This is a genomic window from Acinetobacter sp. ANC 3781, from assembly GCF_004331285.1.
In the GTDB taxonomy this organism is placed as follows: Bacteria; Pseudomonadota; Gammaproteobacteria; order Pseudomonadales; family Moraxellaceae; genus Acinetobacter.
Genome location: NZ_SJOH01000012.1, coordinates 1 through 21,995 on the forward strand (window position 1 = coordinate 1; position 21,995 = coordinate 21,995).

A 21,995-nucleotide genomic window follows, 5' to 3' on the forward strand; every position below is an offset into this window, starting at 1 on the left:
GGTCGGCTATATTACTCTCTATCTAAAGAAAGTCAACAGGTTTTATTGATTAATTTTCAACTTCTTCAAGACTTCCAGATTTAAACCCTTTAGGCTAAATCCTTGTTTCTCAACAAGTTTTAATCAACATCACCGCCGATGGATGTGCATTCTACAGTATTTCAGAGGGGTTGCAACCCCCTTTTTCAAATAATTCAGCAAAAACCTAATGACCGCTTATTTATTCTGCAAAATGACGGGGTTTTCTTATTTTTAGGCTTTAATTCGCAAAATTTTTCAGCTTAAAACCTATAAACAAGTCAAATACAATCCCTACCCTGACCATTTTAAGCACTCCCATTCTCCCTTTTTTATATTTTATGTTCTCGTCAAGCCCTCATAATAGCTCTCCTATCTAAATACCAACCAGCAGAATATAAAGACAAAGAAAAGTAGCTAGATTTAAAACGAAATCACTTTCAATTAAATCAACATAAGAAATCATTTTTTTGTTTTCTTAATTTATATCTTACTCAAACAATTCATTGATTTTTTCAACCAACTCAGCCCTCTATCTTCAACAGGTTTTATATGCCCTATTGGTGGCGATCAAATTGCTTCTAATATTGAACTGCGCTTATTGAAGAGATTACTCAAACCATGTTGAATGTTGAATGTTGAATGTTGAATGTTGAATGTTGAATGTTGAATGTTGAATGTTATTATTAAATTTCAGGCATAAAAAAACCGCATTTAAGCGGATTATTTATATCATCTTTTAGAAAGATGGTCGGAGCAGTAGGATTCGAACCTACGACCCCCTGGTCCCAAACCAGGTGCGCTACCAAGCTGCGCCATGCTCCGAATTGGGGTGAATGATGGGGCTCGAACCCACGACAACCGGAATCACAATCCGGGGCTCTACCAACTGAGCTACATCCACCGTTACAACATTTTCAGATTCTAAATATCAAGCTACCATAAATGGTGCGCCTGACAGGATTCGAACCTGTGACCATCCGCTTAGAAGGCGGATGCTCTATCCTACTGAGCTACAGGCGCATGACCTATGATATCAAATACCATGAAACCTTTGCCTTGAAGAATTGGTCGGAGCAGTAGGATTCGAACCTACGACCCCCTGGTCCCAAACCAGGTGCGCTACCAAGCTGCGCCATGCTCCGATTCATCTTAGCTTCATACTGCACTTCATGCGGTACGGTGTGCATTCTAGGCGTGACGTTGAATAACGTCAACACCTATATTCAAAAAAAATTAAAAAACAGCTTCAAATGTATATTTATCAAGCATTTTAGCCATTTTATATACAATTATCAGCGTTTTAAATTCGCACTGAAGTTCAACATACGATCAAGAGGTAATTTTGCCCGTTCCGCAAGCGCTGGATCGACCTGTATTTCTTGATCACCCTTTTGTAAAACCGCTAAAATTCCATCCAACTCATTCATGGCCATCCATGGACAATGCGCACAAGAGCGACACGTTGCACCCTCACCCGCTGTCGGGGCTTCAATCAGAATCTTATTTGGCACTGCTTGTTGCATTTTATAAAAGATGCCGCGATCCGTCGCTACAATCAAACGTTCATTTGGTAGCGTTTGTGCCGCTTTAATCAGTTGCGAGGTACTTCCTACCGCATCTGCAATATCCACAACAGATTCTGGTGATTCTGGATGTACCAAAACAGCCGCATCTGGATACAATGCTTTCATGTTGGCAATACCACGTGCACGAAATTCTTCATGTACAATGCAAGCACCATCCCAAAGCAACATCTCTGCACCAGTTTTTTTCTGGATATAACGACCAAGATGCTGATCCGGTGCCCAAATAATCTTTTCACCCAGACTATCTAGATGTTCAATAATTTCAACTGCACAACTTGATGTCACCACCCAATCAGCTCTCGCTTTGACTGCCGCAGAAGTATTGGCATACACCACAACGGTATGATCAGGATGTGCATCACAGAACGCAGTAAACTCATCGACAGGACAACCCAAATCTAAAGAACAAGTCGCTTCTAAGGTTGGCATCAACACTGTTTTTTCAGGAGAAAGAATTTTCGCTGTTTCGCCCATAAATTTCACACCCGCCACAACCAGGGTTGAAGCTGGATGGTCACGACCAAAACGGGCCATTTCTAATGAGTCTGAAACACAACCGCCTGAGAGCTCCGCAATCTCTTGAACTTCGGGATCGCAATAATAATGAGCCACAAGGACAGCATCGCGTTTTTTGAGTTCTGCTAGAATTTGCGCAAACTTTTCCTGTTTGACCTCATCACTCAAATGAATATCTTTAGGTTCACCTAAACGATCTAAATGCGCCTGCACAATCGATTTAGCCTCATTGGCAATTAAATTGGTCGCATTACTCATAAACGTCTTCTCTATCCTTAGTGCTTGTAAAACTACAAGCCGTACACTCAATTCACTGATCAGAATGGCATCATGCTTTTTTGACCAGTCATTAAAAACTTTCCATTATAAAAAAGCCTCACTACGGAGGCTTTTTCATTCAACTTAACTTAAGAACGGTAATCTGCATTAATCTTGACATAGTCATAAGACAGATCACAGGTATAAACCGTGTCTTTGGCTTCGCCGCGCCCAAGATCTACGCGAATCGTCATTTCAGCTTGAGACATAACGCGCGCGCCAGCTTCCTCCGTATAGTCTGCTGCCGCGCCACCATCTTTGCAGATTTGTACATCATCTAACCAAACCTGGATTTTTTCAACATCTAAATTTCTTATCCCTGCATAACCGATGGCTGCAAGGATACGCCCCCAGTTTGGATCGGATGCAAAAATTGCAGTTTTAACCAGTGGTGAATGGGCAATGCTATAAGCAATATCGCAACATTCTTGGATATCTGCACCACCTTCTACTGCAACTGTAATAAATTTGGTTGCACCCTCACCATCGCGAACAATCAGCTGTGCCAAACGCTTCATCACGCGGGTTAAAACCTCTAAAACCGCAACATAACGTGCATCATCAGTCGATGTAATTTCTGCACCGCCTGCTTGACCGGTCGCCACAAAAATACATGAGTCATTGGTTGAGGTGTCACCATCCACCGTAATACGGTTAAATGAAACGTCAACTGTGGTTTTTAACAGCTGCTGTACCAATTCACGGCTGATCGGTGCATCTGTAGCGACATAGCTCAGCATGGTCGCCATATTTGGACGAATCATGCCTGCACCTTTAGAAATACCGGTCATAGTGTACAGCACACCATCCAGTTCAAACTGTTCAGATGCCCCTTTTGGCAAAGTGTCTGTGGTCATAATGCCCGTTGCTGCATCCAACCACGCATCTTCTTTCAAGGTATTTAATGCAGGTTGCAAACCATTCATCAAACGCTCAATAGGCAACTGTTCGCCAATCACACCGGTTGAAAAGGGTAAAATTTCATTCGCAGAAACACCGGCAAGTTGTGCCAATTTCGCACAGGTCGCTTCAGCGTTCGCCATGCCAGTTTTACCGGTACCCGCATTGGCATTGCCGGTATTAATCACTAAATAGCGTGGATTACTGACTTGAAGATGTGCTTTGCAAATATGTACAGGTGCTGCACAGAATGCATTTTGAGTAAATACGCCGGCTGCATTGGAACCTTCAGCAAATTCAAAAATGACCAGGTCGCGTCGGTTCGGATAGCGCACATATGCTTCAGCTGAACCAATTTTTACACCTTTAACCACATGCATCTGTGGCATTGTTACGTCGCCGACTGCCATTTTTAAACTTCCAAATAAGTTCGTGATAAAAAGACAGCTTAGTAGAAATTAACTAAAAAATCGAGCAGAACACTTGGTTTGATTTATTTTTTATTTAATTGATATTTTCAGGCATAAAAAACCAGTCCGCAGACTGGTTTAAATTACAGCATTGGTTTAATTAGAGGCTAACTGGCTAGCTTCCGACAATAATGCCTGTTTGGCTTTTTCTTGACTTGCACTTGATAAAGCTGGATTTGAAGCCACAATACGATTCACATTGGCAGCATTGGCAGCTGTCACCGCTGCAGTTTTCAATACAACCGGGCGTTGATTCGGATTAGCAAAAGTATAACGAATACCAGTGCGTGGGCTGGCAACTGTAATGTTACCGTCTTGAGCAACGGCAGGAGCTGTAGTTGCACCACGAGCAGCTTGAACTTTATCTATGGTTGTTGTTTGGGCTGCATTATTTGCAAAAGTTAAAGTAGGAAGAGCTAAAGCTGCAATCATCAATGGTTGTAATACTTTTTTCATTGTCCTTTCCGCTTTTCAGTGTTCGATATGCAACTAAATAACACTTAATTTAGTTCTCTGCAAACGTATTCACCTTTTAAAAAACTAAATACTCTATTTAAAAGGAATTAAAAAAGCCACTTTAAATACCCATCTTCACAAATAAGAGGAATTTTCAAAGTGGCTTGGCAGTCTGGGTAAAATTAAATTTTACCGTGGCATTGTTTATATTTTAAACCTGAACCACATGGACAAGGAGCATTACGATTCGCAGGTGGAATAATATTTTGCTCATCGACCGGGGTATATTGTGAATCGCTATCTTCAGTCAGATCACCCGTTAGACCATCTACTTCCGCATGAGAAAGATTCAGCTGCATCGCTTCAGCTTGAGCCTGTTTCTGTGCTTCCATTTCAGCTAACTCTTCAGCTGTAGGTACATGAACGCGTGAAAGATCAGTAATTACATCCGACTTAATCACCGCCAGCATATTTACGAATAAGTTAAATGCTTCTTTCTTATACTCTTGCTCTGGATTCTTTTGTGCATAACCACGCAAGTGAATGCCTTGACGCAAGTAATCCATCGCTGCCAAATGCTCTTTCCAATGACGATCCAAAGCACTGAGCATAAAGTGACGCTCTAACATTGCTGCAGACTCATCACCCATTTGTTCACGGCGATCACGGTAACGATTCACGATTTCATCAGAAATACGCTCAACCAAAGCTTCTTCATCCAAACGGCGATCTTGTTCCAGCCATTGATTAACCGGTAAATTAATACCCAAATCATCACTTAATGCGCGCTCTAAACCATCAATATCCCATTGATCATGAATGGATTCAGGTGGAATATAATTTGCAATCACACCTTTAATCACTTCATGATGCATTTCTTCGATGTATTCTTGCAAGGTACTTTCAGTCAGAACTTCATCACGCTGAGAATAAATGATCTTACGTTGTTCGTTATTAACGTCATCATATTTCAACAAGTTCTTACGAATATCGAAGTTACGAGCTTCTACTTTACGTTGTGCATTTTCGATCGAACGTGACACCATTTTGTGTTCAATGGCTTCATCTTCTTGCAAGCCCATCGCACGCATCATGCCGACAACACGGTCACCCGCAAAAATCCGCATCAAATCATCTTCAAGCGACAAGTAGAAACGTGAAACACCCGGGTCACCTTGACGACCGGCACGACCACGCAACTGGTTGTCGATACGACGCGATTCGTGACGTTCTGAACCAATAATATGCAAGCCTCCAGAACTTAAGACCATTTCATGGTTTTGTTCCCATTCGGCTTTTAAACGTGCTTCATCTTCAGCGGTATGGTTTTCAATTTTCGCAAGTTTGGCTTTCCAGTTACCACCGAGCAAAATATCGGTACCTCGGCCGGCCATATTGGTGGCAATAGTCACCGCATTTGGTGAACCGGCTTGCGCAATAATGTCCGCTTCGCGTTCATGTTGTTTGGCATTCAAGACTTCATGGGCAATACCGGCTTCTTTCAATTTATCAGAAAGAATTTCTGAAGCTTCAATGGTTGCTGTACCAATCAGGATAGGTGCAACGCCTGCTTCATGAATATTTTGAATTTCCTGAATAATTGCGTTGTATTTACCATTACGGTTTAAATAAATTAAATCATTTTGATCATTACGAATCATTGGACGGTGGGTTGGAATCAGCACCACATCTAGACCATAAATTTCTTTCATTTCCGCCGCTTCAGTATCAGCAGTACCGGTCATACCTGAAAGTTTTTTGTATAAACGGAAATAGTTCTGGAAAGTGGTTGTTGCAAGGGTTTGGTTTTCCGGTTGAATTTCCAGACCTTCTTTTGCTTCAACTGCCTGATGCAAACCTTCTGACCAGCGACGACCCGGCATGGTACGACCGGTATTTTCATCCACAATAATCACTTCACCATCATTGATGATGTACTGAACGTTACGTTGATAAAGATAATGCGCACGAATGGCAGCTGAAACATGATGAACCAAGTTCAAGTTAGCCGATGAATACAAGCTCTCGCCTTCTGCAAGCAAGCCCATACGAATCAGTTCATCTTCTACTGTTTCATAACCAATTTCTGTCATTTCGACAGAGCGTTGTTTTTCATCAATCCAGAAGTGCCCACCATCGGCTACTTTTTCTTCTTTTTGCGGGGTCAGTTTCGGTGGAATGCTATTGATTGCAGCATACAATTGTGAAGAGTCATCGCTTTGACCAGAAATGATCAATGGTGTACGTGCTTCATCGATCAAGATCGAATCGACCTCATCGATAATGGCATAAGTTAAACCACGCTGTTTTTTCTCAGCCAGTGAGAACACCATGTTGTCACGAAGATAGTCAAAACCGAATTCGTTGTTGGTACCGTACGTAATATCCGCACGATAAGCTTCTGCTTTTTCGGTCGGATTTTGCATTGAATAAATAATACCAATGCTTAAACCCAAAAATTCAAATAATGGACGGTTTAATTCGGCATCACGTTGTGCCAAATAATCGTTCACGGTGATGACATGCACACCCTGTCCACTAATGGCATTGAGATAACATGCCAAGGTACCCATCAAGGTTTTACCTTCACCAGTACGCATTTCTGCAATTTTACCTTCGTGAAGTGTAATACCACCAATCAGCTGTACATCGTAATGACGCATCCCCATAATTCGTTTTGCCGCTTCACGACAAACTGCAAATGCTTCAGGCAATAATTTATCCAGGCTGTCGCCCTTGTTATATCGTTGTTTGAATTCTTCAGTTTTTGCAGATAAGTCTGCATCGCTTAGTGCAGATATCGTCGGCTCGAGCGCATTAATCTTATCTACGATTTTACGCATGCGTTTGAGTTCGCGCTCATTTTTGGTACCGAAGATGCCTCCGATCAGACTTGCCAACATGAATAGACTCTCTAAATCTTGCTTGTCGAATGAATAAATTTTTTCTCAGTCGTTATTATGGTGCTAGAAATTTGAAGTACAAGGGTTTTGCACAAAACCGATAAAAAAATTCTGATCATTCGTTCTAGCACATGACCGCTAAGGAAAATTAATGTAACAAATTTTAAACAGCCAATATAGTCATAAAATCCGTCATTTATCCAGATTTTACAAATCAAACCACTCACGTATATTCCATTTACTCATAAAGAAATACAAAAACGCTATTTTCCTTGGAAAAAAAATTGCGCCATATTAGATCTCATCAAAGTTTATAACAAAGAATATGAGGCGACAAAAATGACATTACGTTTAGGCGACACTGCACCGAATTTCCAGCAGGACTCAAGTGAAGGCACAATTAATTTCTACGATTATCTGGGAGATAGTTGGGGAATTTTATTTTCCCATCCTGCGGACTACACTCCAGTATGTACAACTGAACTTGGCTATACCGCAAAGCTGAAAGATGAGTTTAGCAAACGCGGTGTAAAAGCGATTGCCCTATCAGTTGATGATGTCGAATCACATAAAGGTTGGATTAACGACATTAATGAAACTCAAAATACGACGGTCAATTTCCCGATCATTGCCGATAAAGATCGTAAAGTCTCTACGCTTTATGATTTCATTCACCCCAATGCCAGTGAAACCTTAACCGTTCGTTCTTTGGTCATTATTGATCCAAACAAAAAGGTACGTTTAATTATTACTTATCCTGCTTCTACAGGCCGTAATTTCAATGAAATTTTACGTGTCGTAGACTCGTTACAACTGACGGACAAGCATAAAGTTGCTACGCCTGCCAACTGGCAACAAGGTGAAGATGTGGTGATTGTGCCCTCTCTTCAAGATGAAGACGAAATCAAACAGCGTTTCCCTAAAGGATATACAGCGGTTAAACCTTATTTGCGATTAACGCCACATCCTGAGTGAGGATCAGCGGAGCACTGCTCTGCCCTGAGGAATATCTTCCGCAAGAAGACAAAAAGCTATGCTTCGAGTTAAAACTAAAGCACTATTTTATTTTGTCTCAAGACAAACGAAGTGCGTAGTTTCAGAATTAGAGCACGGTTCCACCCTGAGGAATATATTCTGCAAAAAGATTAGAAGCTATGCTTCGAGTGCGAGGAAATCATCGAGCGATACTTGCTTCAAACCTCAGATGAACCACAATGCTGCTTAATCAGGACTAGAATAACGAACCAGATCCTGATCCTGCAAACGCCTGTCTTATGACAGGCTTTTTTTATTCCGCTAAAGAGTTGGATTACAAAATCAAGTTGGTGTTTATTTCACAGGCGGTTTATAAATACGCCTAATCATCTTAAGAATAAATATTGTGATTTATAATATTCATCATTTGCACTGCGGCACTATGTGCCCTGTTTGTGGCCCTCTATTTGGGCAAAAAGGTTTACATGCCAAAGTGGTTTGTCATTGTCTGCTTGTTGAAACTGATCAAGGTTTGGTACTGATCGATACCGGTTTAGGCGTACAAGATTATCTGCACACCAAACAGCGTTTAGGATCTCTGGTTTCACGGCTGGGTCGCATCGAAAACAATTTAGAGCTGACTGCGATCGCACAAATCCAGCGCTTAGGTTTTAGCCCTCAAGATGTTCGACATATATTAGTTTCACATCTGGATTTTGACCATGCCGGAGGTATTTCAGATTTCCCTCATGCCACCGTACATGTGCTCTCCAGTGAATATAATGCAACGCAAAACTTATTCTCACTGAAAAATAAAGCACGCTATAAAACTCAACAATTTAAACAGCATCGTTACTGGAACTTCATCGAACACGAACAAGGTGAGGCTTGGTTTAACTTGTATCAAGTGCAAGGCTTCCAGTTATTTCAAGATGAAATTTTATTGATTCCGCTCTTGGGTCATACTCAGGGGCATTGCGGGATTGCCATTAAGCAAAAAGAGGGTTGGCTGTTCTTCTGTGGGGATGCCTATTACTCCCACCTGCAACTCGACCCGAAAAATAAGCTGCGAACGCTAGATAAGCTGGAACGCTTCTTTGCTGAAAATAATCAGATGCGCGTAGACAACTTGCATAAAATTCAACAGCTGGCACAAACGGAAAAAAATATTGAAATCATTTGTGCTCATGATCCTGTTGAATTGGCGCGTTATTTATCATGATTAAAAGAACAGTGGTTGCCATTTTACTGAGTAGCTCAAGTTTGGTGGGATGTATGACTTCGCCCACACTTTCACCGGAACAGCGTCCTCAACACTGGGGAACAGTACTTAATCCAACAGATAATTTTTATCAAATTAGCGAGCATGTGTTTCGTAGTGAACAGCCCACGGCTGAACTGATTCCGCAATTAAAAGCACATCACATTAATGTGGTGATTAATTTAAGATCCAGAAATGCTGATCTGGATGTATTGGCATCTTCCGGTTTTAAATTGGTTCATTTACCCATTCATACTTGGGCCATGTCGCGTGAAGACTTATTGCAAGTCATGCGACAGGTCCAGCAAGCCAAAGCACTCGATCAAAAGGTATTGATTCATTGTTATCATGGTTCAGACCGCACCGGTGCGAGCATTGCAATGTATCGGATTATTTTTGAAAACTGGAAAATTGAAGATGCCCTGAGTGAGATGAAATATGGCGGCTATGGCTTTCATCCCGTTTGGATGCATATCGAAAAAATATTTAGCCCTGAAAATGTAAGATGGATTCAACAGCAACTGTCGAATCCATCTTAATTTTTAGCTTAGGCTCGATTTAGCGCTTGTCTAAAGGCACCCATTCAATCACCCATGCAGACTTCATTCCCAAGCTGGCATCATTGTTGATTTTCTTGCGTGCAGCATCTGCAGAATCTCGGTCTTTAGAGGGTCCGACCATAATGCGAATCCCTTTCGATGTTGGGCTTTTGGTGACTTTGTAGCCCTTAGCTCGTAGCTTAGATGCCACGGCATCTGCATTGGCTTCATTTGCAGCCAAAGCTACTTGTACCATCCATTGTTTATCGCCATTTTCCAACAGATCACGTGCTTTTTCAGCCTCTGCCTTTTTCTTGGCATCCGCCTCACGTTTTTCTTCTGCTTTTTTCTTTTCTGCTAGCGCTTTCTGTTCAGCCTCGGCTTTCTTCTCTGCTTCCTGCTTTTCAGCTGCCTTACGTTTTACTTCAGCAGCCTGTTTGGCTTTCTCATCAGCTGCTTTTTTCTCTGCCGCTTTCTTTTCAGCCGCTTTGATATCTGCTAATTTTTTATCCGCTTCGACTTTACGGTGATCTTCAAGTGCTTTTTTATCAGCATCAGTTCTCTGTTGTTGAGCTTTCTGCTGATCTAACTTTTTTTGCGCAAGCACCTTTTCTTCAGCTAAACGCTTTTGTTTAACCTTTTCATCCTCAATCAGTTCAGGAGGAATATTGTCTGAACTCTGCTGTGCACCCGTACGATGGGCATTTAAAGCCGCATATTCTTCTGCCGCTTTACGTGCAGCATCTGCTTCAGCCTGTTGCTGCATCACTAAAAATTCAGCAGCACGTGCTTCTTGTTCTGCGACTGCTTTTTCACGGCCGCGACGTTGCTCTTCAAGCAAACGCTTTTCTGTTTCAACATCGACCGTCAAAGCCTGTAGCTGAACCATTTCGCCTTCTGGAGCAGGCTTTTGCTGCGTGACTTGAGCTGCAAGCTCAGGGGTGTTCAGTTCGTTTTGATATATTTCTTCTTTGCCTTTCAGGAGCAATGCTGCCAATAAAACACCACCACCTAATAAAACAACGCCACCCATCCAGCGTTGTTTGCTATTCATTGACATTCTTCCAAATACTCCCATACCGCTTCTAAGGTATGAAATGAACCACATACCAAGATCAGCTGATTATTTTTAGTTTCATTCAGCGCTGATTTAAAAGCCAATTGAACACTTTCGAAATGCTGTACTGTTTCGCCCTGTAGCGCTTCATCGAGCTGTTCGACTGCTGCTGCTCGCGGAACTGCTAATGGAGCAATTTTCCATGTTAAAACAGTATCTTTCAACAACTCTGTGACAGAATTGATGTCTTTATCTGCCAACATGGAAAAAACACTGATCACTTCTGTGTACTGTTTATTGTATTCCAGGAATTTTCGCAACTGATTTAACAAAAAATCTACGCCGTGCGGGTTATGGCCGGCATCAAAGATTACCGTTTTGCCCTGAATCTGGCGAATTTCAAAGCGACCTGGCAATTTTGCATTTTGAATGCCTTGTGCAATGGCATCTTGAGTCACTTTTAGGCCACTGATCAAAATCGCTGCAACTGCTGTGGAAATATTTTCTAACGCCAAAGAGCCTGTCGGTAATTTTAAAGTCGTACCTGAAGAAGCAAACATCCAGGCTTGACCATCATCCGTATATTGGTAGAAATAATCACGATTGACTGCAAATAATTGGGCCTGACATTCATTAACTTTATTTTGGATAGCGTGTGGAAGGTGTTGCGCACCAGCAAAAATTACAGGAATATTCGGGCGAATAATTCCGGCTTTTTCAAAAGCAATTTTTTCAATTGTGTCGCCCAGCCAATCGGTATGATCTAAGCCAATATTGGTAATCACTGCGACATCTGGCTCAATCACATTGACCACGTCTAAGCGGCCACCCAGTCCGACTTCAAGTACCCAGACATCACATTGTTTAGCTTTGAAAATAACAAAAGCGGCAAGTGTGGTGGCTTCAAAGAAAGAAAGGCTTAAATCACATGCTCGACGGGCGTGATCCACTTGCACAAACGCATCTACTAACGTCTGGTCATCCACTTCAATACCCGACAATTTCACCCGCTCGTTAAAACGGTAAATATGCGGTGATTGATATAATCCCACTTGATAGCCCTGCGCATTTAAAATGGCAGCTAAAGTGGTGGTGGTGGAGCCTTTACCATTGGTACCCGCTACGGTTATAACTTTCGCCTGTGGACATGTCACACCCAACTTTTCAGCCACTGGAATGACGCGTTCCAGACCTAAATCAATCCCCGTAACGTGAACATGGCTCCAATAATCGAGCCATGTGTTTAAAGAGTCTGTTGCAAGTGGTGCTGTGTTCAAGGCAAATTCATCAGTTTCGCGACAATACGAGAGACTGTATCACGTAATGCGTGACGATGAACAATTTGATCGACTACACCATGATCAAGCAAATATTCGGCACGTTGGAACGGTTCTTCCAGTTTTTCACGTACAGTTTGCTCAATTACACGCTTACCTGCAAAACCAATCATGGCTTTAGGTTCAGCGATATGCACATCACCCAACATTGCAAGTGAAGCGGTTACACCACCATATACTGGATGGGTTAATACCACTAAATACGGTAAACCTGCATCTTTCATGCGTTGAATCGCTGCTGAAGTACGCGCCATTTGCATAAGCGACAACATGCCTTCCTGCATACGTGCACCACCCGATGCCGCGAAGCAGATTAAAGGTTGTTTCTCTTTAATTGCACGTTCAGCCGCTTGCACAAAACGGTCACCGACCACAGTACCCATTGAACCGCCCATAAAGTCGAATTCAAATGCACATGCGATTAAAGGAATGCCTTTCAGTAAACCTTGCATCACCACTAAGGCTTCAGTTTCCCCGGTTTTCTTTTGTGCTTCAGACATACGGTCTGGATATGCCTTGCTGTCGACAAATTTGAGTGGGTCTTTGGCCACAAATTCCTGACCCAGTTCATTTTGAACCTGATCAAAGAACCAGTTTAGGCGATCACGTGCCTTCATACGCAAATGTTCGTCGCATTGTGGGCAAACATAAGCGTTAAATGACATGGCTGTACGAGTAACCAGTGCGTGACATTCAGGGCACTCAATGGTTGGCTCTGTAAAAGTTGCCTTAAGGGCTGTTTGCTCATCCGGAGTGTGAATACCCGGAACATGACGTTCCGTCCACGGCGTCGCTGGGCTTAGAATTTTGCCTATTTTCACTTCTTGATTCATACTAACTCATCGAGCGCGGCTCGAAGCTCCTTGACTTTATTAACCGTTTCAAAAACAGCTTGTTCTGGCGCTAAGTTGGCAAATTGTTTAACAAAAGCACTGCCGACAATGACTGCATCAGCCGCTACACCCATGGCTTTAGCAGAGGCAGCATCACTAATACCAAAACCGACACCTACAGGAACGTCAGTCACAGCTTTAATTTTCTGGATACGGGCTGCAGCTTCAGATACATCTAAAGTTGCTGCACCGGTTACCCCTTTCAAGGACACATAGTAGATAAAGCCACTGGCTTGTTTCGCCACATGCTGAATACGTTGATCAGTAGAGGTAGGCGCAAGCAAGAAAATTTGATCCATGTCGAATTTTTTCAACACATCATCTAAATTTTTTGCTTCTTCTGGTGGCAAATCCACCAGCAGTACACCATCTACACCACATTCATTCGCAACTGAAACAAACTTTTCATAACCAATCACTTCGACCGGGTTTAAATACCCCATCAAAACCACTGGTGTTTCTGTATCTTTCTGACGGAACTCTTTGACCATGTTCAAAGCGTCTAGGGTATTGGTTCCGCCTGCCAATGCACGTTCTGCTGCAAGGGCAATCACCGGACCATCTGCCATAGGGTCTGAAAACGGAAGACCAAGTTCAATCACATCTACCCCTGCCTCAACCATTTGATGTAACAATGGAACAGTTACTTCTGGATGAGGGTCACCAGCCATTACATAAGAAACCAGCGCTTTACGCTGCTGAGATTTAAGCTGTCCAAAACGAGTGGCTAAACGTGACATAAGGCTATGCTTTCCTTGAATTATTAAAAAACTGAGGAGTTGGCTTTGTAGAAATACAAGACAACGCATTGTAACGCTATTTTTTACCCATTGAACAGAGTCCAAACATTTCGCGATACATTAGACTGACAATCTCATTTTTTCAGAACAATCCGAGAACACCATTTACTGATATTTACGATTTTTTCTCAATGATCAAAGATGCCTAATTTTGCTATTTAAAAAAATATCCAACGTTAAGATAAACTTATTTTTATTAGTAAAAAATTGATAAAAATAATTGAGTTAGCTTTTACGTTTAATGTTTTATCTAATAGCAAAACCTGCTCTATACTACGCACGATTTTTCTTTTTCCTATTTTATATGACTTCCGACTCCCAAGGTGAAGTGCACGCTCGCGCGCTGGCACTGCTCCCTCTTATTGTATTTTTAGCCATTTTTTTAGGCAGTGGTCTCTATCATTCCATCATTGGTACCGAGTTTGCTTTTTATCAGGTTAAAGCACCGGTGGCGGCTCTGCCGGCCATTATTCTTGCCGTGCTGATTTACCGTGGAAAATTAAATACCGCCATTGATGAATTTTTAAAAGGTGCCAGTCATCCCAATTTAATTCTGATGTTTATGGTGTTTATGCTGGCCGGGGCATTTGCCAGTACCACAAGTGCCATTGGCAGTGTTGATGCGACGGTGCAACTGGGGCTTTCGATTATCCCACCGTCATTTGTGCTTCCGATGCTGTTTATTATTTCGGCATTTATTGCAACAGCGATGGGGACTTCCATGGGCACCATTGCTGCCTGTGCCCCGATTGCTTTTGGGTTTTCCCAAGTTACCAATATTGAAGCAGTCTATGCCATCGGTGCAGTGGTGGGGGGTGCCATGTTTGGCGACAACTTATCCATGATTTCAGACACCACCATTGCCGCAACCAGCAGTCAAAAAGTTCAGCTACGCGATAAATTCAAAATCAATGTCTGGATTGCGGTTCCTGCCGCTGTGCTGGCTATTCTGATTTATACATTTGTTAGCCATGATTCACAAACCATTGCATATAAAACTTATGACCTGTGGCTGATTTTGCCTTATGTGGCGGTATTCTTTTTGGCATTCTCACGTTTACATGTACTGGCAGTTCTAACTATTGGCGTTCTGCTTTCAGGCTTGACTGGCATTATGGTCGACCCTGATTTTGGCGTATTAAAGTTAAATACTGCAATCTACGACGGTTTTGTCGGCATGTTTGAGGTTGCGCTTCTTTCGATGTTCCTAGGCGGTTTATCTGCCATTATGCAAAAAGAAGGCGGACTGCAATGGCTTATCCAACGTATTTATAGCATTACCCAGTTATTTAAAGTTGGACGCCAGCGTGCCGGTGAACTGGGGGTGAGTTTTCTGGTGGTATTCGCCAATCTGTTCGTTGCCAACAATACCGTTGCGATTATTTTATCTGGTGACATGGCACGTGAAGTGGCGAAAGAATACGGCGTAGATCCTAAACGCGCCGCAGCATTACTGGATATTTTTTCCTGTGTGGTTCAAGGCATAATTCCATATGGTGCGCAATTACTGCTGGCCTGCTCTATTGCAAAACTGTCACCTATCGAGTTGATCGGGCACATTTACTATTGCTGGGTATTGGCAATTGTGGCGATCTTGGCCATCGCATTTCGCTTCCCCCGATTCAAACCTGCTTAATTTCAATAGACATTTTAAAAGCGGCCTAAGCAGGTCGCTTTTTTTATGGCTCCGCTGATGCTTTCAACTGTTGCTTTCTGCGCAATAAGGTTTGTCCGCTATAGGCTTTATAGGCCCGTGCCAAGGCAGACTGATCCGAATAGCCCAATTGCATGGCAATATCGGTCAGTGGTATGTCCTGCTGCAGCAACTGTTCACAGCGCTTCATACGCTCCATCTCAACAATCTTCTTAAAAGAGGAGTTGAGGTCATTCAATTGCCGTTGCAATGTCCGCGCAGAGACATGCAATTCATTGGCAATCTGCTCAATTTTGGGCACACTCTTTTGCACACGTAAATACTCCGCTACTCTCATATGAATGTGCTGATCTAAATTTTCATATCGGGGTTTGGAAGCAATGGCTTCTTCTGCCTGGCGCAGTAAAAGTTGCATTAAAGAAGGGTCAGCCAGTTCCGATTTTAAATCCAGGCTGTCCGAACTAATTACAAAAGAATATTGGGCATGACCAAAGCCAACTTCACAGCCAAAAAACTTTTCATAATGATAGCGCGCCATCTGAGGTATATGTGCAAACTGCATACTCAGCAATTGCAAAGATGCGGGGAAAATTTGCTTGGCCAAATGTGCCATACATGCTGAAGTCAGCTCATTAATCATTGCATATCGTGCATCATGTAACGGCCATGAGAGATAAATCTTTTTATCCTGATGCAGCATTTGCATCGGAATAACTGCTGCGCCATCAATCACCAGACGGCTAAAACGAATAATGTTGTGCAAGGCTTCGGCCACGCTATTACTCCGCGAGGCCATATAGCCCAACACACCAAAATGTTCAGGACGAATCAACCGAGCCATTTCCAGAACCAGTTCTGGGCAATGTAAATGTTGACGGGTAAGTTCTATCACCTCTAAAAAAAATGAATAGGTCGATTGCGAATCAATCGGCAAGGACAAGACATGACGCAATTGGGTTTGATGCTGCGCCAGAAATGGTAAGGCAAAAATATCCATCCCTTGTTGCAGCAAATACATATTTAGCAGCTGAAAATAACCATTGGGAATCTGCAGGTCTTGCACAATTTATCCTTACTTTTTTGACATTTTAAATTTTCACTTTGGCGTAAAATGTATAAAAAATGGCAAGTCCTGTCAAAACAAAATTAAAAAAGCCCGACATACTGTAGTTATCCAAGGCGATTTAAGTAAAATAAAATGAATACTATTGCCCAATACCAAGTCGAACCTGTGGTTCGCAGCAATCTTGATTTTAAACTGCATGAAGTACCGCGTTTCTGGTTTGGAGGTGATCCCTTTATCACTCGGGTATTTGATGCTCTCAGCCTGACTTTCCCCGATGGAGAACGTTACTTTATTCAGTCTGTGCGTCTGTTTCGCGATCAAATTACCGATCCAGATTTAAAGCTTCGGGTCGCAGACTTTATCCGTCAAGAAGCCCAGCACGGCATCGCGCATGAAAAAATGAACCAGGTTATAAAAGCACAAGGCATGCCGGTGGAGAAATTTATTCAGCGTTTAAATAAAATTTTTAAATTCGAACTGGAAAAACGCTCACCTCAATACAACATTGCCATGACGGCGGCAGCTGAGCATTTAACTGCGCTGATGGCAGAAACTTTTTACAGTCATCAAGAAACCTTGCGTGATGCACATCCCTATGTTCGTGCTCTGTTGGCATGGCATGCGATTGAGGAAATGGAACATCGTGATGTGGCATTTGATGTCATGAAACAGGTGGGTAATGTGCCTGAAACCACACGCAAATTCACCCTGGCATGGACCACCACATTAATGTTTGGTTTTACCCTTTACCGCGCCAACATAATGTTAAAATATGATGGTTTTACGCCTTTGCAGCGTCTGCAAATGAACATTCGCGGCTTACCCTGGTTTTTTGGTAAAAACGGCAAGCTGAGCAAAATGAGCAAGCAATATCGTGACTGGTTTAACAAAGACTTTCACCCTAGCCAACATCCGGTAATTGCCCAATATGATGTGTGGGTAAAAACTTTAGAAGATACAGGTGATCCAATTCAGGCTGGAGAGGCTTTTTGGCGGGCAGCGAAAGACTAAATATTAAATATCTATTCAGTTCAGACTCACCAAGTTCAGATCAATCTGAACTTGGTTTTATTATTTCTGCTCGGTATGTATTACCATTTGGCATAGTGCTGTTCCAACAAACCATATTCGTTTAACAAAACAATTTCCTGGTCATCTTGCTGAATGGTGCCGCTAATTTTGGCTTGCCATTGACTGAACTGACTGCCGACCAATCTTAAATTCAGATTTTCATAGCGTCGCCAGCCCGTTTTGACATCCAAATGAAGTTTTTCATCTAGCGATCGAATGGTCCAATGATCTTCACCCTGATGCTGGAATAAAACATCACTTACTGGATATAAAACTCCATTCACCCACAAACAGTTTTCGTTGCCAAAACTCTCATTCACGCCGGATGCCAAATTCAAACCTATTCGATTATTATGCGAATCCCAAAAATTACAGGATAACCAGAACCAGGCTGTTTCTGGACGTAAAAAACCACAGGTATCGTCAAGTGAAGCAAAGGTTTTTTCATGAAACTGTATGGTTTGACCCTGTTTATTAATAAAGAAACCTTCACAACCCAAAGTCGTGAGCTTCTGGGTATAGGTCCAGCCATTAATTCCCGTCGGGCTACACATACTGAGTGGATCTGTGCCGGCACAAAAGATGCGTGCACTCAGCTTGATTTCACCATGTTTAGTCACATGGATATAACGCACGCCATTGGCATGCTGAATATCAATTTGAAAAGGTGATTTTGAGAAAAAACTCTGGTTATAAAGTGGTTGCTCATCAACAGTGGTATGGCGTGACAAAAAATTAATTGCGTTCCATTCTAAAACTTCAGCACGCTGATGATTATAGATATAGAAAAAACCATGCCCTGCCCATGCAATATCTGCGATTGCCAGACCAATGGTGTAATGTTCATGTTGAATGCAGCAAAATTTAAATTTTTTATATTTTAATCGCTTGCGCCAACCCGTTAAAACCTTTCCATAAGGTGTTTTATACTGGTACTTATTTAAATCGATGGTCTTTGGGAGAGTACTAAAACGTCCATAATGCGGTTGTCCATTTGATTGAATCAAATCCATTTATCAAATTCCATCTAGCTAAGAGATCACAAATCCTTAATCTTATTATGCCCATATAAATCTAACTTAAAAGTATCAAAAAGCATCTTTTCATCGAAAATATACAAAAAAGTATATTATTCCCAGATGTTTGTTATTTAATAAATATAATTTATTAATCAAAGAGATATAAATCAGTTTCCAGAGAGCAGCAAATAAGTATTTTCCCAGTTATTTTCGCTAAATTCACCTTTCACCAATTGCACATAACGACCATGTACCTGATCGATCGCAATACAATCATCTACCTCTAACACACGGTCGGTATGCTGTTTTTGCCAATGTTGTGCAAAGTAAGCTTTACCACTTTGTTTTGCCAGCATAGCATTTTGTGCCACCACTAAAATATAGCGATGCAATTCACCAAATTCACGAGCATCATAACCACCCAAATTAATTAAAAATAGCTTTTGTTCGGATGAATTCGGCTGGGCGTTACTAAATTGGATTTGATATTTTTCACCCTCAAATTCCACGCCATTAATTTGTGCCCAAGCATCAACATGCAAGCCTTTCTGTTCACCAAACCAGGCATTTTTTAGTTGAGGATAGGTCTCTTCTAATGAATCTCCCACTGCAAGTACTACATCATGAACTTCTGTATTGGCACGTACATGACGACCACCGAGCATGACCATAAAAAGACTGGGCATTCTATTTCCTTTTTTGACACATTTTTTACAGCAATCATGCGATTCACGGAAACGTCATTCGCAATTGTTCGAGGCAGACCACATTTCGATAGAGACGTTTTTGCAACTATATTAATCACATGAAAGTATAAGACGAGTTTTGCGAATGACAATGCCTTTGATTACTTTGAGCTTATTTAAAGTAACATTACGAGTTCTTTACATTTGAGTTATAAACCATAAGACTCCGTCAAAATGTAGATATCTTCATAACCACAAAATTGAATTTGACTAGAGTTTTCATTGTTAGGAAATATCTTACTTTTGTTTCGGAAAAATTAACAAAACCATCTTGTTGAGCAGACATTACATCTATGTCGCCTTCCCGAACTGCAAATTAAAGCAAGTATTCTAAATTTAGCACCGATTTAAGTAATAAAAAAATCGTGCTGAATTGCTTCGGCACGATCTTTTTCAATATCCACCCTCTCCAAACCTCTCCCAGAGGGACAGGCTTAAGAGCGAAATTACATCTCAACCATTTCTACGCCATCAATACGGGCAACCGTCATCAAGTCCTTATCACCACGACCTGAAACAGTGGCAATAATAATTTGATCTTTAGACATCGTTGGCGCAAGTTTGGTCACATAAGCCATGGCATGTGCACTTTCAAGCGCGGGAATAATCCCTTCAATCTGGGTTAAATCGCGGAAGCCTTGCAGCGCTTCCTGATCATTGATTGGCACATATTTGACGCGATCCATATCTTTTAAGAAACTGTGTTCAGGACCTACCCCCGGATAATCCAGACCGGCAGAAATTGAATGCGTTTCAATGATTTGGCCTTGCTCATCCGACATCAAATAAGTACGGTTACCATGCAGTACACCAACATGACCTGCGTTTAGCGGCGCGGAGTGCTTACCAGTCTCAATACCATGACCTGCTGCTTCAACACCGTACATTTTCACATCTTCATCATTCAGGAACGGATAGAATAAGCCCATCGCATTTGAACCACCGCCGACACATGCAACCAGGGCATCAGGTAAACGCCCTGCCTGCTCCTGAATCTGTTTACGTGCTTCACGACCAATAATCGACTGGAAGTCACGAACCAGTTGCGGATATGGGTGCGGACCTGCAACTGTCCCAATCACGTAATAAGTTGAATCAACATTAGTTACCCAGTCACGCATCGCTTCGTTCATGGCATCTTTCAATGTTTTTGAACCGCTTTCTACCGGTACAACTGTAGCACCGAGTAAACGCATACGGTATACATTCATGGCTTGACGTTTAACATCGTCTGCACCCATGAACACCACACATTCAAGTCCTAAACGTGCAGCGATCGTAGCTGTTGCTACGCCATGCTGACCTGCGCCAGTTTCTGCAATAATCCGTTTTTTACCTGAAAGTTTAGCAAGTAGTGCCTGGCCAATAGTGTTGTTGACTTTGTGCGAACCGGTGTGATTCAAGTCTTCACGTTTTAAGTAAATTTGCGCACCACCCAACTCTTTTGACCATCGTTCAGCATGATAAAGTGGACTCGGACGACCTACATAGTAGGCTAAATCACGGTCGAATTCTGCCAGAAACTGTTTATCATCTTTCATGCGGAAATAGAGCTTTTCCAAGTCTTCTAAAGCCGCCATCAGTGTTTCTGAGACAAAACGTCCGCCATGAATACCGAAATGCCCGCGTTCGTCGGGGAATTGGGTATAGTCAACTTGACTGTTATGACCTTTATTTTGCTGATCCACGTTGGACTCCTTGCATAAACTGTTCAATGAGTTGTTGGTCTTTTATACCTTTTGCGGACTCTACGCCTCCGCTGACATCGACTGCATAAGCATTGGTCGTCTTTATAGCGTCTTCAATATTGTCAGGCTTTAAGCCGCCCGCCAAAATTAAAGGAATATCGAGTTTGGGGAATTTTGACCAGTCAAAGCTGTGCCCTGTTCCGCCCTTCAGTTCAGGATGCCAAGCATCCAATAATACTGCGCTTGCGCCTACATTTTGGTAGCTTTTTATAGTATTAATGACATCTAGCTCAGGTTTCACTTGTATTGCTTTATACCAGCGGCGACCGACCTGATTCGAAATGTGCTGACATTGTTCAGGTGTTTCATCACCATGGAACTGCAAAATATCGACTGGTGCGTGTTTTAAAATTTGCGCAATTTCATCAAGCGATGCATTCACAAACAAACCCACAGTCTGCACATAGGCAGGTACATGCTGAATCAGTTCTTTCGCTTGCTCTTGGGTAACACTGCGTGGACTCGGTGAGAAAAATACAAAACCAATTGCATCTGCTCCGGCATTCACAACTGAATGTATATCTTCTATTCGTGTGATTCCGCAAATTTTGGCACGGGTTCGCATACACTTCGCTCTAATTTTTGGCTTAATCTTTGCCCGATTTATAGTCAGTCTATAAATATGGGGGCGAATCATTGTAATGCAATTTTAAAAGCTT

18 protein-coding genes and 4 tRNA genes are annotated in these 21,995 nt (G+C 42.1%); 5 read left to right on the forward strand and 17 right to left on the reverse strand.

The features are described from left to right. Nucleotides 1–766 precede the first annotated feature (766 nt). From E0H89_RS09825 to secA, 8 genes are all read right to left on the reverse strand, one after another. A tRNA-Pro gene (locus tag E0H89_RS09825) sits at nt 767–843 on the reverse strand. A 3-nt stretch (nt 844–846) separates the two neighbouring features. Further along, a tRNA-His gene (locus tag E0H89_RS09830) sits at nt 847–922 on the reverse strand. A gap of 42 nt (nt 923–964) precedes the next feature. Beyond that, nucleotides 965–1,041, reverse strand: a tRNA-Arg gene (locus E0H89_RS09835). A 45-nt stretch (nt 1,042–1,086) separates the two neighbouring features. Next, nucleotides 1,087–1,163: transfer RNA gene (locus tag E0H89_RS09840), tRNA-Pro, on the reverse strand. A gap of 150 nt (nt 1,164–1,313) precedes the next feature. Next, nucleotides 1,314–2,381, reverse strand: a complete 1,068-nt coding sequence (gene nadA / locus E0H89_RS09845; protein ID WP_131216586.1) for a quinolinate synthase NadA — start codon at nt 2,379–2,381, stop codon at nt 1,314–1,316. Between the two features lie 149 nt (nt 2,382–2,530). After that, nucleotides 2,531–3,751: a bifunctional glutamate N-acetyltransferase/amino-acid acetyltransferase ArgJ gene (gene argJ, locus E0H89_RS09850; protein ID WP_131216587.1), complete on the reverse strand. Its 1,221-nt coding sequence runs from the start codon at nt 3,749–3,751 to the stop codon at nt 2,531–2,533. Between the two features lie 156 nt (nt 3,752–3,907). Then, nucleotides 3,908–4,267, reverse strand: coding sequence for a hypothetical protein (locus E0H89_RS09855; RefSeq protein ID WP_131216589.1), 360 nt, complete (start codon nt 4,265–4,267; stop codon nt 3,908–3,910). Between the two features lie 182 nt (nt 4,268–4,449). Then, nucleotides 4,450–7,170: a preprotein translocase subunit SecA gene (gene secA / locus E0H89_RS09860; RefSeq protein ID WP_131216590.1), complete on the reverse strand. Its 2,721-nt coding sequence runs from the start codon at nt 7,168–7,170 to the stop codon at nt 4,450–4,452. Nucleotides 7,171–7,509: 339 nt separating this feature from the next. Between secA and E0H89_RS09865 the strand changes: the two genes are divergently transcribed. From E0H89_RS09865 to E0H89_RS09875, 3 genes are all read left to right on the forward strand, one after another. Continuing rightward, nucleotides 7,510–8,145 carry a peroxiredoxin gene (locus tag E0H89_RS09865; protein WP_131216592.1) on the forward strand — a complete coding sequence of 212 codons (636 nt, stop codon included), beginning with the start codon at nt 7,510–7,512 and terminating at the stop codon, nt 8,143–8,145. A 406-nt stretch (nt 8,146–8,551) separates the two neighbouring features. Further along, nucleotides 8,552–9,367, forward strand: a complete 816-nt coding sequence (locus tag E0H89_RS09870) for an MBL fold metallo-hydrolase (RefSeq protein WP_131216594.1) — start codon at nt 8,552–8,554, stop codon at nt 9,365–9,367. Further along, nucleotides 9,364–9,945 carry a dual specificity protein phosphatase family protein gene (locus tag E0H89_RS09875; protein ID WP_131216596.1) on the forward strand — a complete coding sequence of 194 codons (582 nt, stop codon included), beginning with the start codon at nt 9,364–9,366 and terminating at the stop codon, nt 9,943–9,945. Before E0H89_RS09870 ends, E0H89_RS09875 begins: the two co-directional genes overlap by 4 nt. A gap of 19 nt (nt 9,946–9,964) precedes the next feature. Here E0H89_RS09875 and E0H89_RS09880 read toward each other — a convergent pair whose 3' ends face one another. Genes E0H89_RS09880 through trpA form a run of 4 tightly spaced genes read right to left on the reverse strand, consistent with a single transcriptional unit; the run spans nt 9,965 to nt 13,972 of the window. Continuing rightward, complete coding sequence (locus E0H89_RS09880) at nt 9,965–11,005, reverse strand: SPOR domain-containing protein (protein WP_424619762.1); 1,041 nt, start codon at nt 11,003–11,005, stop codon at nt 9,965–9,967. Further along, on the reverse strand, nt 10,996–12,279 hold the full coding sequence (gene folC / locus E0H89_RS09885) for a bifunctional tetrahydrofolate synthase/dihydrofolate synthase (RefSeq protein WP_131216600.1): 1,284 nt from the start codon (nt 12,277–12,279) through the stop codon (nt 10,996–10,998). The genes E0H89_RS09880 and folC overlap by 10 nt, the downstream gene beginning before the upstream one ends. Next, complete coding sequence (gene accD, locus E0H89_RS09890; protein WP_131216601.1) at nt 12,276–13,172, reverse strand: acetyl-CoA carboxylase, carboxyltransferase subunit beta; 897 nt, start codon at nt 13,170–13,172, stop codon at nt 12,276–12,278. The genes folC and accD overlap by 4 nt, the downstream gene beginning before the upstream one ends. Next, complete coding sequence (gene trpA / locus E0H89_RS09895) at nt 13,169–13,972, reverse strand: tryptophan synthase subunit alpha (RefSeq protein WP_131216603.1); 804 nt, start codon at nt 13,970–13,972, stop codon at nt 13,169–13,171. Before trpA ends, accD begins: the two co-directional genes overlap by 4 nt. A 364-nt stretch (nt 13,973–14,336) precedes the next feature. On the opposite strand from trpA, the gene E0H89_RS09900 reads away from it, so the two are divergent. Further along, nucleotides 14,337–15,668, forward strand: coding sequence for a Na+/H+ antiporter NhaC family protein (locus E0H89_RS09900; protein ID WP_131216605.1), 1,332 nt, complete (start codon nt 14,337–14,339; stop codon nt 15,666–15,668). Nucleotides 15,669–15,711: 43 nt separating this feature from the next. On the opposite strand, the gene E0H89_RS09905 is transcribed toward E0H89_RS09900, so the two are convergent. Beyond that, nucleotides 15,712–16,749 (reverse strand): AraC family transcriptional regulator, encoded by a 1,038-nt coding sequence (locus tag E0H89_RS09905; RefSeq protein ID WP_131216606.1) that lies wholly within the window; start codon nt 16,747–16,749, stop codon nt 15,712–15,714. Nucleotides 16,750–16,884: 135 nt separating this feature from the next. On the opposite strand from E0H89_RS09905, the gene E0H89_RS09910 reads away from it, so the two are divergent. Next, nucleotides 16,885–17,763, forward strand: coding sequence for a metal-dependent hydrolase (locus tag E0H89_RS09910; RefSeq protein WP_131216609.1), 879 nt, complete (start codon nt 16,885–16,887; stop codon nt 17,761–17,763). Between the two features lie 80 nt (nt 17,764–17,843). Here the strand turns inward: E0H89_RS09910 and E0H89_RS09915 are convergent, their stop codons facing one another. From E0H89_RS09915 to E0H89_RS09930, 4 genes are all read right to left on the reverse strand, one after another. Next, a complete protein-coding gene (locus E0H89_RS09915) occupies nt 17,844–18,836 on the reverse strand; it encodes a DUF2804 domain-containing protein (protein ID WP_131216611.1) in 993 nt (330 codons plus the stop codon). Nucleotides 18,837–19,009: 173 nt separating this feature from the next. Beyond that, nucleotides 19,010–19,528 (reverse strand): DUF1543 domain-containing protein, encoded by a 519-nt coding sequence (locus tag E0H89_RS09920; RefSeq protein ID WP_131216613.1) that lies wholly within the window; start codon nt 19,526–19,528, stop codon nt 19,010–19,012. Nucleotides 19,529–20,034: 506 nt separating this feature from the next. After that, entirely contained in the window at nt 20,035–21,276 is a 1,242-nt protein-coding gene (trpB, locus tag E0H89_RS09925) for a tryptophan synthase subunit beta (protein WP_131216615.1), read from the reverse strand. Continuing rightward, on the reverse strand, nt 21,260–21,901 hold the full coding sequence (locus tag E0H89_RS09930; RefSeq protein WP_131216617.1) for a phosphoribosylanthranilate isomerase: 642 nt from the start codon (nt 21,899–21,901) through the stop codon (nt 21,260–21,262). Before E0H89_RS09930 ends, trpB begins: the two co-directional genes overlap by 17 nt. Nucleotides 21,902–21,995: the final 94 nt, after the last annotated feature.

What these genes read in the sequence shown, in the direction of transcription:
- nadA (WP_131216586.1), bottom strand. Translation starts at nt 2,381, where the DNA reads ATGAGTAATGCGACCAATTTAATTGCCAATGAGGCTAAATCGATTGTG.
- argJ (WP_131216587.1), bottom strand. Translation starts at nt 3,751, where the DNA reads ATGGCAGTCGGCGACGTAACAATGCCACAGATGCATGTGGTTAAAGGT.
- E0H89_RS09855 (WP_131216589.1), bottom strand. Translation starts at nt 4,267, where the DNA reads ATGAAAAAAGTATTACAACCATTGATGATTGCAGCTTTAGCTCTTCCT.
- secA (WP_131216590.1), bottom strand. Translation starts at nt 7,170, where the DNA reads ATGTTGGCAAGTCTGATCGGAGGCATCTTCGGTACCAAAAATGAGCGC.
- E0H89_RS09865 (WP_131216592.1), top strand. Translation starts at nt 7,510, where the DNA reads ATGACATTACGTTTAGGCGACACTGCACCGAATTTCCAGCAGGACTCA.
- E0H89_RS09875 (WP_131216596.1), top strand. Translation starts at nt 9,364, where the DNA reads ATGATTAAAAGAACAGTGGTTGCCATTTTACTGAGTAGCTCAAGTTTG.
- E0H89_RS09880 (WP_424619762.1), bottom strand. Translation starts at nt 11,005, where the DNA reads ATGTCAATGAATAGCAAACAACGCTGGATGGGTGGCGTTGTTTTATTA.
- accD (WP_131216601.1), bottom strand. Translation starts at nt 13,172, where the DNA reads ATGAATCAAGAAGTGAAAATAGGCAAAATTCTAAGCCCAGCGACGCCG.
- trpA (WP_131216603.1), bottom strand. Translation starts at nt 13,972, where the DNA reads ATGTCACGTTTAGCCACTCGTTTTGGACAGCTTAAATCTCAGCAGCGT.
- E0H89_RS09900 (WP_131216605.1), top strand. Translation starts at nt 14,337, where the DNA reads ATGACTTCCGACTCCCAAGGTGAAGTGCACGCTCGCGCGCTGGCACTG.
- E0H89_RS09910 (WP_131216609.1), top strand. Translation starts at nt 16,885, where the DNA reads ATGAATACTATTGCCCAATACCAAGTCGAACCTGTGGTTCGCAGCAAT.
- E0H89_RS09915 (WP_131216611.1), bottom strand. Translation starts at nt 18,836, where the DNA reads ATGGATTTGATTCAATCAAATGGACAACCGCATTATGGACGTTTTAGT.
- E0H89_RS09920 (WP_131216613.1), bottom strand. Translation starts at nt 19,528, where the DNA reads ATGCCCAGTCTTTTTATGGTCATGCTCGGTGGTCGTCATGTACGTGCC.
- E0H89_RS09930 (WP_131216617.1), bottom strand. Translation starts at nt 21,901, where the DNA reads ATGCGAACCCGTGCCAAAATTTGCGGAATCACACGAATAGAAGATATA.